At 38.8% G+C, this 15,663-nt stretch carries 13 protein-coding genes; 6 read left to right on the top strand and 7 right to left on the bottom strand.

The window, feature by feature from the left end; all coding sequences use genetic code 11:
- Positions 1-2: 2 nt before the first annotated feature.
- A complete protein-coding gene (locus G529_RS0114210; protein ID WP_026916164.1) occupies positions 3-1,454 on the bottom strand; it encodes a RimK family protein in 1,452 nt (483 codons plus the stop codon).
- A gap of 109 nt (positions 1,455-1,563) precedes the next feature.
- Between G529_RS0114210 and G529_RS0114205 the strand changes: the two genes are divergently transcribed.
- Positions 1,564-2,847, top strand: a complete 1,284-nt coding sequence (locus G529_RS0114205) for a dipeptidase (RefSeq protein ID WP_026916163.1) — start codon at positions 1,564-1,566, stop codon at positions 2,845-2,847.
- A gap of 1 nt (position 2,848) precedes the next feature.
- On the opposite strand, the gene G529_RS0114200 is transcribed toward G529_RS0114205, so the two are convergent.
- Positions 2,849-3,700 (bottom strand): SdiA-regulated domain-containing protein, encoded by an 852-nt coding sequence (locus G529_RS0114200; RefSeq protein WP_026916162.1) that lies wholly within the window; start codon positions 3,698-3,700, stop codon positions 2,849-2,851.
- Between the two features lie 472 nt (positions 3,701-4,172).
- On the opposite strand from G529_RS0114200, the gene G529_RS16790 reads away from it, so the two are divergent.
- Together G529_RS16790 and G529_RS0114195 are read left to right on the top strand one after the other, a co-directional pair.
- The gene (locus G529_RS16790; protein ID WP_262489261.1) at positions 4,173-4,304 is read left to right on the top strand and encodes a hypothetical protein; all 132 of its coding nucleotides are present in this window, start codon (positions 4,173-4,175) and stop codon (positions 4,302-4,304) included.
- A gap of 157 nt (positions 4,305-4,461) precedes the next feature.
- Complete coding sequence (locus G529_RS0114195; RefSeq protein ID WP_026916161.1) at positions 4,462-6,774, top strand: penicillin-binding protein 1A; 2,313 nt, start codon at positions 4,462-4,464, stop codon at positions 6,772-6,774.
- Here the strand turns inward: G529_RS0114195 and G529_RS0114190 are convergent.
- Entirely contained in the window at positions 6,771-8,285 is a 1,515-nt protein-coding gene (locus tag G529_RS0114190; RefSeq protein ID WP_026916160.1) for a DEAD/DEAH box helicase, read from the bottom strand. The genes G529_RS0114195 and G529_RS0114190 overlap by 4 nt on opposite strands.
- 207 nt (positions 8,286-8,492) lie before the next feature.
- Between G529_RS0114190 and G529_RS15985 the strand changes: the two genes are divergently transcribed.
- A complete protein-coding gene (locus G529_RS15985) occupies positions 8,493-9,203 on the top strand; it encodes a Crp/Fnr family transcriptional regulator (protein ID WP_035696151.1) in 711 nt (236 codons plus the stop codon).
- Between the two features lie 98 nt (positions 9,204-9,301).
- Positions 9,302-9,859 carry a hypothetical protein gene (locus G529_RS0114180; protein WP_026916159.1) on the top strand — a complete coding sequence of 186 codons (558 nt, stop codon included), beginning with the start codon at positions 9,302-9,304 and terminating at the stop codon, positions 9,857-9,859.
- Between the two features lie 118 nt (positions 9,860-9,977).
- Here G529_RS0114180 and cysM read toward each other — a convergent pair whose 3' ends face one another.
- The 4 genes from cysM to G529_RS0114160 all read right to left on the bottom strand — a co-directional run bounded on the left by cysM (position 9,978) and on the right by G529_RS0114160 (position 14,511).
- A complete protein-coding gene (gene cysM / locus G529_RS0114175) occupies positions 9,978-10,865 on the bottom strand; it encodes a cysteine synthase CysM (protein ID WP_026916158.1) in 888 nt (295 codons plus the stop codon).
- Positions 10,865-11,656 carry a serine O-acetyltransferase EpsC gene (gene epsC / locus G529_RS0114170; RefSeq protein WP_026916157.1) on the bottom strand — a complete coding sequence of 264 codons (792 nt, stop codon included), beginning with the start codon at positions 11,654-11,656 and terminating at the stop codon, positions 10,865-10,867. Before epsC ends, cysM begins: the two co-directional genes overlap by 1 nt.
- Positions 11,657-11,756: 100 nt before the next feature.
- Entirely contained in the window at positions 11,757-12,269 is a 513-nt protein-coding gene (locus tag G529_RS0114165) for a DUF6155 family protein (RefSeq protein WP_026916156.1), read from the bottom strand.
- Positions 12,250-14,511 (bottom strand): FUSC family protein, encoded by a 2,262-nt coding sequence (locus G529_RS0114160; protein WP_026916155.1) that lies wholly within the window; start codon positions 14,509-14,511, stop codon positions 12,250-12,252. The genes G529_RS0114165 and G529_RS0114160 overlap by 20 nt, the downstream gene beginning before the upstream one ends.
- A 143-nt stretch (positions 14,512-14,654) precedes the next feature.
- On the opposite strand from G529_RS0114160, the gene G529_RS0114155 reads away from it, so the two are divergent.
- Complete coding sequence (locus G529_RS0114155; RefSeq protein WP_026916154.1) at positions 14,655-15,644, top strand: NADP-dependent oxidoreductase; 990 nt, start codon at positions 14,655-14,657, stop codon at positions 15,642-15,644.
- Positions 15,645-15,663: the final 19 nt, after the last annotated feature.

The raw sequence follows: 15,663 nt of genomic DNA, 5'->3' as shown, positions 1-15,663 counted from the left end.
ACCTAATTTTTTTCCAGTCGTTTTTTGAGTGCCATGATGATATCTGTATAGATCTTTTCACCGTAATACTCATCCTCCACTCCTGCGTCTATATTTGGGTTATCGTTGATTTCAATAACTACCGGACCTTTTTTAGTTTCTTTAATATCAATTCCGTACAAACCTGAGCCCATTAATCTGGCCGACTTAACCGCGATTTTTATAATATCAGGAGGTACTTTTTCTATAGCCAGAGAATCTGCATTACCGTCCTGGTCATATTTATCCTCCGCGTTCCAGTTGTAGATCTGCCAGTGTCCTTTGGCCATATAGTATTTACTGGCGTAAAATGCTTTGCCATCCAGTATTCCAATTCTCCAGTCATAATCAGAATAGGAAAATTCCTGAGCGATGACCAATTCTGATTCCTTAAGCATTGCTGATACCAGTTCATGATATTCAGTTTCGGTCTTAGCCTTTTTGACACCAAATGAAAATGTAGAATCTGGTGATTTCAGCACTACCGGCAATCCAATTTTCTGGAGAACTTGACCTATATTTTCCCTGTGTACGATCATGGTTTCCGGGGTAGGAATTCCTGCATTCTGTAAAGCTTCCGCCATAAATACCTTGTTGCAGCATTTCAGGATCGCATCTGGCATGTCTACCAGTGCTATGCCTTCCTGTTGCGCCTTACGTGCAAAGGCATAGGCTTCATTATTCACTTCTGTACTCTGCCGGATGAAAAGCGCATCAAATGAAGAGAGCCTCGAAAGATCTCTGGGAGATACAATTTCAGTATAAAAGCCCATTTTTTCTGCGATCTCCACAAATTTCTTCAAAGCTTTTGGATTGCTGGGCGGAGCAGGATCACCCTCTTTTACCAGGATCGCCAGGTCATAGTCATAATTCGAAAGTTTGGGTGTATCATAACGCTTTTTGCTAAAATATTGCTCTGCAAATGCGAACATACTTTCCCGATGTTCTTCAGGAATTTCAGCTTCAGATATCGCTTTGATATTTTTAATATTCCACTTATTTGTATAACTAAATTTCACCCGTAATAAAGGGATTTGAAAATGCCGGAAAAAAGTAGCGCTTAGTTCCTTGTATTTGGCAGCGACGTTCTGTCCAAAATAAATGCTGAGTGTAAACTCGTTTGACTTGAGGCTTTTAAAACTTCGCTGTATAAGATCGTCAAATTCATCTGAAACGATTCTTACCAGTTTTGGCTCCCCAAGATCCACTAAGTTTTTAATTGTTGGAATTGCGGAATGACCTCTCGCTTCCGCCAGCAGTGAAACGTAATATCCTTTGGACTGGTAGGAATAATCCCTGCAAAGGTTAAAGATTCTAACGTTCTTTAATTTTGCAAATTCAGGATTGGTAAGATAATCCCGTGAAGAGATAATTTTTGTGTTTTCAGGTGAAATGGTCCAGTTTTCAGGCTGGTTTACAACGATGTATTTATTCATTCAATTAAATGGTAACTCCAATCAAATGTATACTAAAATTCAATCGTAAATTAAGATTTTAAGTTATCCTTAAATATAATTATTAAATTCAGCCTGAAAATCTAAACTTATGAAATTATCAATATCAGGATTACTCCTTTTCTCTTTAGCTTTCCAAAGCAATGCTCAAACGCAGGATTCAGAAATAATAGAAAAAGCGACCAGAATACATGAAAAGGTTATTACGATAGATACCCACAACGATATCAACGTAAGTAATTTTACTACGGAAAAGAACTATACTCAAAACCTGGATACACAGGTAAACCTGCCGAAAATGATGGCTGGTGGTCTTGATGTTAGCTGGCTGATCGTTTATACCGGGCAGGGTGAATTACATGAGGAGGCATACGCTGAAGCTTATGAGAATGCCATTAGCAAATTTGAAGCAATTCACAGGCTTACAGATTCTTATGCGCCTGCATCTATAGGACTGGCCACAACATCTGCTGAAGTGAGAAAGTTGGTTGCTGAAGGTAAAAAAGTGGCGATGATTGGTGTGGAAAATGCCTATCCTCTGGGGACAGACCTGGACAGGATAAAGGAATTTCACGATCGCGGTGCCAGATATATGTCTCTTTCACACAATGGACATAGCCAGTTTTCAGACTCCAATACTGGTGAGGAGAATGATGAATGGTTGCATAACGGGCTGAGCGACCTGGGTAAGCAGGCTGTAATGGAAATGAACAAACATGGTATCATGATCGATGTTTCACATCCCAGTAAGCAGGCGATCAAAGATATGTTTAGGATCTCGAAGGCTCCTTTAATTGCCTCTCATTCTTCTGCCAGAGCACTTTGCGATCATAGCAGAAACCTGGATGATGAACTACTTGCACTGTTTCGCGAGAAAGGTGGAGTTGTTCAAACGGTAGCATTCAGTTCCTATTTAAATACCGAGAAACACAATGCGTTCTCTAAGGCAGAAGCTAATGTTTATAAAACTACTGCTGCAGAATTAGGTCTGGAATACCTCGAAAGAGACAGTGTAAGAAAGCTAGATAAAGATGCCAGAGAGAAATATTATACAGATTTTAGAACCATAAGAACTGCGGCAGGACCTGCCCTCGATGCATTAAATGATAGCGCTTCACCAGTTGCGGTCACAGATTTTGTAGATCATATTGATTATCTCGTGGAAAAAATTGGTATTGATCATGTTGGAATTAGTTCCGATTTTGATGGCGGTGGAGGTATTTATGGTTGGGACGATGCCAGTGAAACACTGAATGTAACCATAGAACTCGTTCGCAGAGGTTATTCCGAAGAAGATATAGCAAAACTCTGGGGTGAGAATCTACTTCGAGTACTGGATGAAGTCCAGGAGGTTAGCAAAAATATGCGTGATTAAATCAATTAAACCGTATCTCCCGGATATTAGCAGGAACTCCTACTCTTTCGTTAGATATAAATATTCTTCCATCACTGGAAAATGCAATGCCTTCTGGTTGCTCAAACTCAGCAGGGTCAAGCAAGTGTATAGACTTGATCGTACCTTGTTTGTTTGTAACTACGATTTTTTGAAATTCGGCATCCAGAATATATAACTCGCCGGTTGTAGGATGAATTGCAAGATCTGAAGGTCTTAATAATTTTCTGGGATTGTGTGTTTTTAAACGGTCAAATTTTGGATCCTCGTAATCGATTTTTAGAACAGGTTCTCTCTGAAGTTTATTGCTCGCAGGATCATATTCATAGACTCCTTTATATCCACTACTGTTATCCAGGTTTCGGTCCTTTACGGTAATCCACAACTTATTGTTAGATGTTGCAGCCATACCCTCAATATTGTTTCTATATTCAAAATCCAGTTGTGTTCCTTCAATTTCCTGGTCGGCAACATCCAGATCGATAACATTAATTAATCTCCCATTACTTTCAGCAATCCAGTATGATCCATCGAGATAGGTTAAAGCCTCATAATCCCCGGCATAGGAAAATTTGTGCTGGTTTATGATCTTCCTGGCTTTCATATCATAAGTAAATAGAATACCATCTTCATCCTGCACACAAATCATTAGGTCATTCTTTTCATAAACGATCCCAGAGACTTCATTGAGCTCCGATGGCAATTCCCAGGTATCTACAATTTCATACGATTTTTCAGCATCATTGAAATCATAGTCATTCAATTGATAAATCGTATAGATGATCCCGGCCAGAACCAGCACTAAGGTAACGATTCCAATAATCCACTTATTCATATAGATACTTTTATGTTCGAATGTACAATTAAGCTTATCTCATGAAAAAAGTTTAACAATTCTTTGAAAAGCTTATTTGAGTATAAAATGTTAAAAAATGTTAATATAGTACCTTTTATTACATAGTACTGTAACAGAAACTATTTTTGCTCGTCTATTAAATAGAAACCATTAGAAAACATCTACAAAATGGTTTAATATTCATCTAAATAATACGTTATGAGACATTCAATCAATCACACGAAGAGAAGACAGTGCTTTATGAACACAGAGGCAAACTTACAACGGCAAGTTTTTCCGAAGCGAAAAGCATAATCTAACATCGTTCATCAATCATTAAACTATTAAATATGAGACATTCAATTCATCACACAAAATCAAGATCCAGCTTTATGAACACTGAAGCAAACGCTGAAAGATCATCTATCTCCAGGCGAAGAAAGTATTAATCAATCATCAAAATTTAATCATCATGACAAGTCTGGAAAGCAATTTACAGGTTTTTGGAAACGAGAGAGCCGGTGGCATCACACACCGGAGACCGTTTCTAAACATTAAATCATCACACAGGTCTAAATCCAGCGATCAAAGATATACTGCATGAATAGACCATTTTATCGATCAAATCATCACAACTACAGTTAAAAGAGAGGTTAGTAAGGTTATTGACCTCTTTTTATTTAACAAAATTTATAAAATAAGCTTAAAATATAATCCACTCCTACAAACATTCGTTTCTTTGCAAACCTTACTACTCAAGAATGTTGAAGAAAATAAAAAATAACCCCATTTTTAAATGGGCACTTATCATAATCTCCAGTCTTACAGGATTTTTCCTGCTCTTCTTTGCGAGTATCTATTTTGGTCTATTCGGAAAAATACCAACAGAATCAGAATTATCTTCCTTGCAACAAAATAAAGCCACTCAGGTTCTTGCTTCCAATGGAGAATTAATAGGTAAATTTTATGTTTTCGACAGACAACCCATTAACTTCGATCAGCTTCCCTCCCATCTTATTGAAGCTTTAATTGCTACTGAAGATGCGCGTTTTTATGAACATGATGGCATAGATAATCGCAGTTTAGGAAGAGTATTCTTTAAATCCATCCTGCTACAGGACGAGTCGGCTGGAGGAGGAAGTACCATTACTCTTCAGCTTGCCAAGAATATTTATGGCAGAAAGGATTATGGAATGCTTGGGATCGTGATCAACAAGATGCAGGAAGCAGTCATTGCAAAACGTTTGGAGAATGTTTATAGTAAGAATGAGCTAATTCAGCTATATTTTAATACAGTCCCTTTTAGTGATAATACCTACGGAATTGAGAGTGCTTCGATGAAATTCTTTAATAAGCACACGGCAGAACTTCGATTGGAAGAAGCAGCAGTTCTGGTGGGAATGCTCAAAGCGAGTCACTACTATAATCCGCGTATATTTCCTGAAAGAAGCAGGCTTCGCCGTGATGTGGTGCTTATGCAAATGGCGAAATATGATTATCTAAGTTCTACACAGGCTGAAGAAGCTAAAATGCTGCCACTCATTCTGGATTATAAATCCTATAGCCACGATAAGGGCATCGCGCCTTACTTTAGAGAACAGGTACGCAAGGATGTTTCAGGTATTCTTGACACTTTAAAGAATAAGGATGGGGAGAAATATAATATCTACAGAGATGGTCTTATAGTTCATACCACGCTTAATTATGAAATGCAACAGCTTGCCGAACAGGCTATGAGAGAACATATGGCTCAACTGCAAACAGATCATGAAAATTCTTACGGCAGTAATGCCCCTTGGGAAAAGAACCGTAAGGTTTTGCTGGACGCGGTAAAACGTAGTTCGAGATACCAGAAGCTTTCCAAAGAAGGATATTCAGAAGAAGAAATTCTTAAAAGAATGGAACAGAAGCATGCTACCGAATTGTTTACCTATAAGGGTATGGAAACTCAAAATGTAAGCAGCATAGATAGTATCGCGCATTACCTTAAATTTTTAAACTCCGGTCTTCTGGCGGTTAGTCCCAAAGATGGTTCAGTCCAGGCCTGGGTTGGTGGTGTGGATTTCCGCTCTTTTAAATATGATCACGTAAGCCAGAGTAAAAGGCAGGTTGGATCTACTTTCAAGCCATTTGTTTATACTGCCGCTTTGGAAAATGGTATGGATCCCTGTACCTATTTTTCGGTTCGGGAAGTTACTTATGACAAAGGATGGACTCCTTCCAATTCTTCTTCGGAAGGAGATGATCCTAATATGAATTATAATTTAAAGACAGCACTGAGTAAATCCATGAACACTATTGCCGTGAAGGTATTAATGGAAACCGGAATACCTAATGTAATCAGGCAGGCAAGAGAACTTGGCATTACATCCGAACTTCCAGCCGTGCCGTCCATCGCTCTTGGAACCGCTTCGCTCAGTCTGGAGGAAATGACGGGAGCATATTCAGCCTACGCTAATTCGGGTTATGCCAGCAAACCATACTATATTAGCAGAATTGAGGATGCAGAAGGAAACGTACTGGCTAGATTCCAGCCCGAAATTTCTAAAAAAAGAGCTTTTTCCGAAGAAACACGCAAAATCATGGTAAACATGATGCAGGCAACCGTAGATGAAGGTACTGCAAGCCGACTTCGCTACAGTTATGGTTTGAGAAATGATATTGCAGGTAAGACCGGGACCACCCAGGACAATAAAGATGGATGGTTTGTAGGGATCACCCCGGAACTGGTTTGTGTCACCTGGGTAGGGTCTGACGATCACCGTATTGGATTCAGAAATACCGCAATTGGCCAGGGAGCAAATTCGGCATTACCAATTTTCGCAAAACTAATGCAGAAAATGAACGCAAATTCAGCATTTAATAAAATTACGAATGCGAGGTTCCAGCCACTGTCTTCAGAACTGGCTAGCCTGATGGAATGTCCACCTGAAGAACGAGACAACTTTTTTGAAAGATTGTTCTCTGGCAAAAATAAAGACAGGAAAGACCGATCAAACGACGCTAAAGAAGAGAATACCAAAAAGAAAAAAGGTTTCTTTAAAAAACTCTTCGGTAAAAAAGATGATAACTAGAATTCTTTATTGATCTGCATTCTTAGTTTCCTGGAATAATCTTCCTCAAGCCAGTCACGGTAATTTTTAGTGCTTTTACTGATGCAATAAGAATATTGCTTGATACGAGAGCTAATATCATCTTTTAGCTCTTTGGCGAGTATCCTGGCATCAAAAACATCTTCACTGTTCTCTACACACATTTTAACGTGTTGTTCCATCGACCATTCAAGAACTGCTTTGGATTTAAGTCCTTTTTTAATGACTGTATCGTAAGCAGCTTCAATATCGAAAGTAACATCTTCGGTTTTGGAAAACTGTGCTCTTATTTCTTCTGGCATCTGGTATTGAAAATCTCTTTCAATATCCTCATCGCTTAATAAGTTTTCAAAATAGAAATCTGGTGATCTGAAAATCTGTTTCCAATCCACGGGACTGCTCCAGTTCCCAAACCTGGCCATGTTGTTACCAAGATCTATCACGGTAAACTCATTTTTATCCTTAAGTACACGAGATCCACGTCCAATCATCTGGAAATACAGAGTCAGTGACTTTGTTGCCCGATTTAATACAATGGTCTCCACGGTTGGTTCATCAAAACCGGTGGTTAGAATACTCACAGAAGTTACGATCGCATCTGGGGTATGCTTGAACCATTTTAGAATATCTTTTCTATCCTGTTTGCTGGTGGTATTGTCTAAATGACGAATAGGTAAACCAGCATTCTTAAAAGTATGATATACTTCTACGGAAGTATTGATACCGTTGTTGAAAATTAATGTTTTCTTACCTCGGGAACGTTCATAGTAAGCATTCAAAAGCTTTTCCTGCATACTATAATTTGAATACAGTTCCTCTGAAGATTTTACGGTATAATCACCATTCATCCCAACTTTTAAATTGGTAAGACCCACATTGTAGCTGTATATATTGGATTTCGCTAAAAAACCTTTTTCAATGAGGGACGTAATGGAATCACCTACGATAAGTTCGCGGTAATTGTCCTTCATTGGTAATTTGATATTGGAACTTAGCGGTGTGGCAGTTACTCCAAGAATAAAGCATTTCTCAAAAAACTTAAATAATTTCCTGAAACTATTATAGTGCGCTTCATCGATAATTACCAGGCCAATATCCTCGATCTTGAGCTTTTCATCATTTAGCCTGTTATTGAGGGTTTCCACCATGGCTACAAAACACATGTAGTCATTTTGATCTGGCAGTTCCTTAACCTTACTGTTGATGATCTTGTTACGAACACCAAAACCTGATAGCATTTTGGAAGTTTGCTTACATAGTTCGATACGGTGCGTAAGTATCAAAACCTTTTTATTGGTTCTTTGGATGTATTCCCTGGTCATTTGAGAAAAGATCACAGTCTTCCCTCCTCCTGTAGGTAATTGGTATAGAAGATTATAGTTTTCAGGATGTTCATCTATCACCCCAAAAATTTTATCTATATCCTTCTGCTGATAATCATATAGTTGTTTGTCGACCTTCTTTTTCTCAATTCCGAATGTTTCTGACGCCATATAGTCCTTTATAGTAAGCAATTTTGCAAAAATAAAGCATTTTAAGCTTTACTCAAAAATAAAATGGACATTATAGAGTCTTATTTAAATGGTTTTCCACTTCGAATTATTGTACCTTCGTATTTTACTGAAATACCTGATCTTGAGATATTCATCCTCTCTGGACAGCCCATCCCCCGGAATGATGCCAATTAAAATTCCGAGGATTTGCGAGAAAAAGATTCCCATTACCAAAATTATTATTCAGCATTAAAGACCTGTCAGCTGTTCGCTAATGTTTCAAAAGAACATTTAAAAGAACTGTTACCAAGTTTTCATGTAGAGAAATGGCCAAAACAGACCTGTCTTGTTCATTGCGAAAAATTCCTCTATCACTTTTATATAATACAGCTAGGAAGAATCAAAATGTATCATGCAGATCTGGACAGTGCTAAAGAACATACCGTTTTTTTATTAAAAAAGGATGATGTATTTGATCTTTTCTGCCTTTTAGACGGGGTAAAACACCAGGCCTATTATGAATGTCTTGATTACACAGAAGTATTGTCCATAGCAATGGATAGATTAAGAGACTGGCTTGATTGCTATCCCGAATATTATAAAAATTTTCTGTCCTGTGCAGGAAGGTCGATGCGAGCCCTGGAAGAGAACGTCTCCCAGATGGTTTTTAATGATATTACCACACGGTTGCTTCAGCTTATGCTCAGGAATCTGGACAGATCCTCCAATAAACTTCAGTACATCAATGATTTGCCAGACAAAGAATTGGCGTGTTTAATTGGCTCCAGTCGAGCAGTTGTAAACAGACATCTTCAGAAAATGAAAAAAATGGGACTTATTCAAATCTCAAGAAATAAGGTACAGATCAAAAACGTACCATTACTTTTAGAGCAATTGAAAAATCATACTAAGGACTAATTTAATTCTGTTATGCTACTTAGGTCATTTTCCCTGCGATGTTAATGAGTTAATTTTGAGTATCAATAATCAATTATTCATCATTAAATTTTTACATCATGAAAAAGTTCATCATTATTATTTTCGCAATTATGTTAAGTTTTGGCGCCCAGTCCCAGGACATTATTCAGCTTGACGAGACCAGAATCAATTTTAGTCCCACTGCAGACCTTATTTTTGAAGACTATCCCAATGGAATGGTTAAGGTGAAAGAAAAATTTGCAGCCCAATTTCAATCTAATGCCATTGGTTTTGCCAAAGCCAATTTTGATGTTCATCGCTTTATCGATGAGGCAGATATTCAATCTGGAGACGTTGTAGTAACCTTACGCAGCAATAAAGGTTACCTGGAAGCCACCTATGACGAAAAAGGAAACCTGTTAAAAACCAGCCAGGTATTCAAAGACATTGCACTTCCAGCTCTGGTGAGAAATGAAATTTTTGGGGAATATATGGGCTGGACCATGACCAGGAATAAATACCAGGCACGAGGACTTCGCGATCAACTCGATGAGGAAAAGTATATTGTGGTTCTTAGAAAAGGAAATGATCGCCAGAGGCTAAAAATCATACCTTCAAAGTATGATTATGGTGTTGCTTCTATTGAAAAATTCTAATTATTCTGAAGCTATATAAGATCAGGTATCGATATTCTCCAGGGAATCTACAGCTATAAAAAAGCTTAATTCTAAAGGACGTTCATCACAGGTTGATCCTGACCTTATATAGCTTTCGTTATTTGTTGAACAAATCTGAAGACAGATAGCGGTCACCACGATCACAGATAATAGATACCACCAATCCACTTTCAAGGGATTCACATAATCTGATTGCCGCTGCTGTAGCTCCTCCACTACTCATTCCGGCAAATATACCTTCTTCCTCAGCCAATCTTCTACTCATTTTTCTTGCATCTTCTTCATTTACTTCCAATACCTTATCAACCTTGCTTGCGTCAAAAATTTTGGGTAAATAAGCTTCTGGCCATTTTCTTATTCCAGGAATCCTGGCATTCTCTTCAGGCTGGACACCAACAATCTGGACATCAGGATTTTTCTCTTTTAAAAAAGTACTCGTGCCCATGATCGTTCCAGTAGTCCCCATAGAAGATACAAAATGTGTCACCTTTTCTTTAGTATCTCTCCAAATTTCAGGACCTGTAGTTTTATAGTGAGCTTGCCAGTTATCGTCATTCCCAAATTGATTTAACATAAAGTAATTCCCGGTTTTCATCTTGTCTTCAGCATAATCACGTGATCCTTCGATCCCATCGTCTGAGCTGGTCAAAGTGACTTTCGCTCCATAAGCCCGCATGGTTTGGACTCTTTCAATCGTCGAATTTTCTGGCATAACCAGTTCGATGTCAAGTCCAAATATACCGGCAATCATTGCCAGAGCAATTCCGGTATTTCCACTGGTTGCCTCGATCAATTTAGTACTTCTGTCTATGGTACCGCGATCAAGGGCGCTTTTGATCATATTATAAGCGGCACGGTCTTTCACACTTCCGCCTGGATTCTGGCCTTCCAGTTTAAAGTATAATTCCACACCAGGTTTGGTAAATACCCTGGTAGCTTTTACCAGCGGTGTATTTCCTACTAAATCTATTACTGAGTTATTCATTACTTATCTGCTGTATTTTTAATATTAATCTGCGGGGTATGAGAAACCATCGAGTTTGCAGGAACAGACCTGGTAAGCCATACATTTCCTCCTATTACCGAATTTTCACCAATTTCTGTTTTTCCACCCAGGATGGTTGCATTCGCATAAATAGTGACATTGTTTTTAATAGTTGGATGTCGCTTTAGGTTACGCATGGTTTTATCTACGGTTAGTGCACCCAGCGTGACACCCTGATAGATCTTTACGTTATCTTCTATTGTAGCAGTTTCGCCAATAACTACACCCGTGGCATGATCAATAAAAAAAGATTTTCCTATAACTGCCCCTGGATTAATATCGGTTCCGGTAAGGCTATGAGCACATTCGGTCATCAATCTGGGAACCAATGGTAAACCAAATTTGTAAAATTCATGGCTAAGTCTGTAAATCGCAATGGCGAAGAAACCAGGATAACTTAAATAAACTTCTTCTACTGAATTGGCTGCGGGATCATTTCTGGAAATAGCTTCAGCATCAAGATTGAGATTTTCAAGGATGCCGGGTAGCCGGGTGAGATAATCACTCCAGATATCCTGGCAAGGCGAGCCAGGCTCCCAGCAAACCAGTTTTGCCAGCACTTCAAAATCCTTTCCCAGTTCCATTAAATTATCTGCTACGGGAGTTTGTTTATCGAATAATGTATAAAAAAGCTTTTTAGTGAACGCCTCTGTCTTCTCCTTAATACTGAAATTAAGATTTGGAAGATTTTTTTGAGATTCAATTTGTTTAATGATTTCTTCCAGTTCCATAGTGTTTGTTCTAAATTCAAAAATACTCAAATGTGCGCAGAGGTATATTGATTTAAGTCAATTCTAACTTTTTGAGAGATGCACCAACGGGAATTTAATTTTAAAGTACCCTATCTGCTGCTGTTACAAATTGATAGCTGTTAGACCACTTGTGATCATGACTGAATCTCGCAATTTTCTGGATGCGGTTTTCGAAATTTGTAATAACGCCATGCTCTGCGACATACTGAACCGCCTGTTCAAACGATTTGAAAATGCTTTTCTCAAAAGCTTCTGTATTGTATTCCTGCTCTTCAGAAAAGGCCTGGGCAATTTCTACATTGTAAAACATGACATCAGCCAGCGCATGAGATTCCATACCTAACTTAAGGTAATGTTTGATGAGCTTATGTGCTACGGAACGTCTCTTCTTTGGTCTCCTGTTATTGGGAGGAAAATACTCCTTCCCTATTTTGAATTTTGCATCCTGCACAAGTTTTTCCTCATTGGGATTGAATACAAAATTGTAATATGTCTTTACATCTTCAAACCTGTTATAGAGGTCAAGGATCTGTTCTTCCAGATCTTCTTTGGCAAGTTCCTTTATATATTTTTTAAAAGCTCTTTTGCTCATCTAGTTTTGCTGTTAGTTTTTCAGTATTGATCTCTAATTTTTCTGAAAGATCCAGAAGCCATTCCAGTTGCCCTGTGATCAAATGTGCCTCCTGAAGATTCAACCTGGTATTATCATCAATTTGCGCTTTTCCTTCGCTTATTTCCCGATCTCTTTCTGTGGCCATTTCATCGAACCTGCGATGTAGTGCTTTACCAGCTTTCGAAATTCCTTCACCTTCTTTCTCTTTCCTGTTCTCGTTCTCCAGAAGAAGTACAGAATTCCTGAGATTAAAAATTATGGTTCTTGTGTACATTTCAAAATCTGAAGAAGCTTTGCTTGTAGGGTGATTCCTGATATAAGATCCCATTGAAGCCAGTGCAGATAGGAATGTGTGGTTAAGGCCTACAATTTCATAGATAAGGCTCAGCTGCTTTTGCTGGGATTTGGGTTCCTGGGTCATTCTCTGGAATGCGCCACTCAATTCTCCCATATCCAGAAAAGCTTTTTTTCGGGCAAGTCTATAGCTTATGGGCAAATTCTCCTTGTTATGGTAATAGTCATCAATTTCCTCCAAATAACCAATATTGGAGTTGATCGAATTGCTAATCACACTGTTCAGCTCTTTAAGTTCCCATTTAGGCCATAAAATAAAATTCCCCAGGCCCGCAAGGGCTGCACCAATCACCGTATCCAGAATACGGAACTGGATGACGTTCAGAACTTCAGGCTGTAGAAGCGCATAAATAAAGATAATACTGAGAGTAATGAACATGGCGGCAGTGGTGTAATTGCGCTGAATTAGTGAAAACGCCAGTGTTAAGCTGAAAATTCCCAGAATAGCATAAACCGTCGTGTTCTGGGTTATGAACACGATTCCAATGGCCAGGGCGCCACCTATAAGCGTGCCTACGATCCGTTTCCTTGTTCTTTGCTTGGTAAGGCCGTAATTAGGCCGCATGATTACAACGATTGTAAGTAATATCCAGTAAGCATTTTGCACCGAAAAATATGAACCCAGTAAGTAACCTGCCAGCACAACAATGGCCAGTCTCAATGCATGGCGAAATATGGAACTATTGAAATGGAAATTGGTTCTTAAGGTTTTTAAACTATACTCCTGCTGTGTTATAAATTGCTGTACGTCCTTATCCTTGAAAATTCTTTTCTTTCCCTCCAAATTACGTAGTATCCGGTCAATATTGCTAATCTTCTGTGCCTGCCTGGCCTGGTAATCATAGAAATTTCTAAGAATGAGCATGCTCTCCCGCTTTTCAGAAATATTGATCGCAGCACGGTATTTCAATAAGCTTTCTTCTACTTTCTTCAACTCTTCGGAAAGCTTATTTACAGGCATCCTGGAATTTGTATGCACAGCAAGTGAAATACGATCCAACTGCCCGGCCATCTTTAATGAAAACTGCCTGAATACATCCAATTCGATAAAATCTGAAGCCAGCACTTTTCGCATCTTGGGATAATCAATAGGATTTGCCATGGCCAGTTCCAGCATATCTACAAGATCTATGAAAATGAGAAGTCTTTTTCGAGTATATCCTGAACTTCCGGAAGACATTCTAAAACTTATTAAAAGCTCCCTAAGACTTTCATGATGCTCATTGAGCTCTGTTTGCTTCTGAAAAAGTTCCTTCTGTATCGTTTCCAGATCTGCTTCAGGATCAAGCATCCTTATCCTAAGTCGTAAATAATCTGCCGTTAGTTCCATAGTTTCGGCGATCTGCTGTTCTGAAGCTCTTTCAGGCTTCAGCAGATACCATACGATACTTATGAGCATGTAGAATAGGCCACCTCCAAAAATAAGTAAGGACTTTTGCCAGATTTCAATTTCCGAAGAGATATTAGCGAAACTAAGGACTACTGCAAGAAGTCCTGCAAATGTTACCAGCGAAGCTCTGAAACCATAGACAGAAAGATAGGCGATACAGAACATCATCACCAGTAACATGGGCGCGACTGCCCAGCTAAACTGAGCGGCGTAGCCTGCAATACAGAAGGAGATAGCACCCAGTAATGCTGCGGCTATGATTCCTATGACCTTATGTTTGAAGCTCCCGGCGACATCGCTTGGGGAAGAAAGTAAACTTCCCATGGCCATGCTCACGCCAATTTCAAGCAGTCCAATATTCGAAAATACCGCAATTGGAATGACAATGGCAATGGTAAGTACAATGGCCTTTGAGAAGTCGGTACTTCTTAGAAACTTGATAAGTTCATTATAATAATGCTGAAAATCTATTTTCAATCTGGCTGGTTTGAAACAATGAAATTACGAAGATGAGCCCAATAATCATGGCTATCAACCCTCTTTTTAGTTTTAAGTTTTAATTATGAAAGCATGTTTGCCAATTGTATGATTGCACATTAATTTGCTAAAAAATACATGTTATGAATAAGCAGATCATTTTAAAGCAACGACCAAAAGGAAAACCTGAGACTTCAGATTTTGATATTAAAGATTTTGAAATTTCAGAAGAGAAAGCACTAAAGCTTAAAACGAAGTATATTTCTGTAGATCCTTATTTACGCGGAAGAATGCGTGACGAAGAATCTTATATTGAACCATTTCAAGTAGGAAAACCTCTCGAGTCGATGGTAGTTTCCGAAGTTATATCTTCCAATACTGAAGATTTTAAAGAAGGGGATCATGTAATAGGAATGCTGGACTGGAAACTTGAGCAGATGCATGATGGAAGTGGTTTGCGAAAGATCGACAAGGAAATGGCGCCACTTTCTGCATACCTTGGTGTTTTGGGACTTACGGGATTAACCGCTCATCTTGCACTTGATACTATCGGGAAATTAAAAGAGGGTGAAACATTACTGGTTTCCGGAGCTGCCGGAGCTGTTGGAAGTGTGGTTGGACAAATTGGAAAGATCAAGGGATGCCGAGTTGTAGGGATCGCGGGATCTGACGATAAAATTGAGCATATCCAGAGTAAGTTTGGATATGACGCCGGCATCAACTACAAAACAACTTCCAATATGAAGGAAGCGATCGCAGAGCATTGTCCAGATGGAGTTGATGTGTATTTTGACAATGTTGGTGGAGAAATTCTGGATGCTACGCTTCAAAATATCAATAAAGCGGCACGTATCATCAATTGCGGAGCGATCTCCATATATAACGAAACCGAAACTCCAACGGGACCAAGACCAGAAGGTATTTTAATTAAGAAGTCGGCTTTAATGCAGGGATTTCTGGTTAGGGATCATCAGGAAGAATTCCAAAGAGCCATACAGGAACTTGCAGGTTGGTTACAATCTGGCAAACTGAAATACGATGAAACCATTGTGGAAGGCTTTGAAAATACGCCGCAGGCATTTATCGATCTTTTTGATGGTAAAAATACAGGTAAAATGGTGGTGAAAATCTAAGGAAGATTTAAACATAAAA

It is taken from the genome of Christiangramia portivictoriae DSM 23547 (genome assembly GCF_000423045.1).
Taxonomy (GTDB): Bacteria; Bacteroidota; Bacteroidia; order Flavobacteriales; family Flavobacteriaceae; genus Christiangramia; species Christiangramia portivictoriae.
This window is presented reverse-complemented; position numbering and strand designations above follow the sequence as displayed.

Bases quoted from the DNA above. Each gene is read 5' to 3' on its own strand.
- G529_RS0114205 (WP_026916163.1), top strand. From the start codon at position 1,564: ATGAAATTATCAATATCAGGATTACTCCTTTTCTCTTTAGCTTTCCAA.
- G529_RS0114190 (WP_026916160.1), bottom strand. From the start codon at position 8,285: ATGGCGTCAGAAACATTCGGAATTGAGAAAAAGAAGGTCGACAAACAA.
- cysM (WP_026916158.1), bottom strand. From the start codon at position 10,865: ATGAATAACTCAGTAATAGATTTAGTAGGAAATACACCGCTGGTAAAA.
- G529_RS0114165 (WP_026916156.1), bottom strand. From the start codon at position 12,269: ATGAGCAAAAGAGCTTTTAAAAAATATATAAAGGAACTTGCCAAAGAA.
- G529_RS0114195 (WP_026916161.1), top strand. From the start codon at position 4,462: ATGTTGAAGAAAATAAAAAATAACCCCATTTTTAAATGGGCACTTATC.
- G529_RS0114180 (WP_026916159.1), top strand. From the start codon at position 9,302: ATGAAAAAGTTCATCATTATTATTTTCGCAATTATGTTAAGTTTTGGC.
- G529_RS0114200 (WP_026916162.1), bottom strand. From the start codon at position 3,700: ATGAATAAGTGGATTATTGGAATCGTTACCTTAGTGCTGGTTCTGGCC.
- G529_RS0114210 (WP_026916164.1), bottom strand. From the start codon at position 1,454: ATGAATAAATACATCGTTGTAAACCAGCCTGAAAACTGGACCATTTCA.
- G529_RS16790 (WP_262489261.1), top strand. From the start codon at position 4,173: ATGACAAGTCTGGAAAGCAATTTACAGGTTTTTGGAAACGAGAGAGCC.
- epsC (WP_026916157.1), bottom strand. From the start codon at position 11,656: ATGGAACTGGAAGAAATCATTAAACAAATTGAATCTCAAAAAAATCTT.
- G529_RS0114155 (WP_026916154.1), top strand. From the start codon at position 14,655: ATGAATAAGCAGATCATTTTAAAGCAACGACCAAAAGGAAAACCTGAG.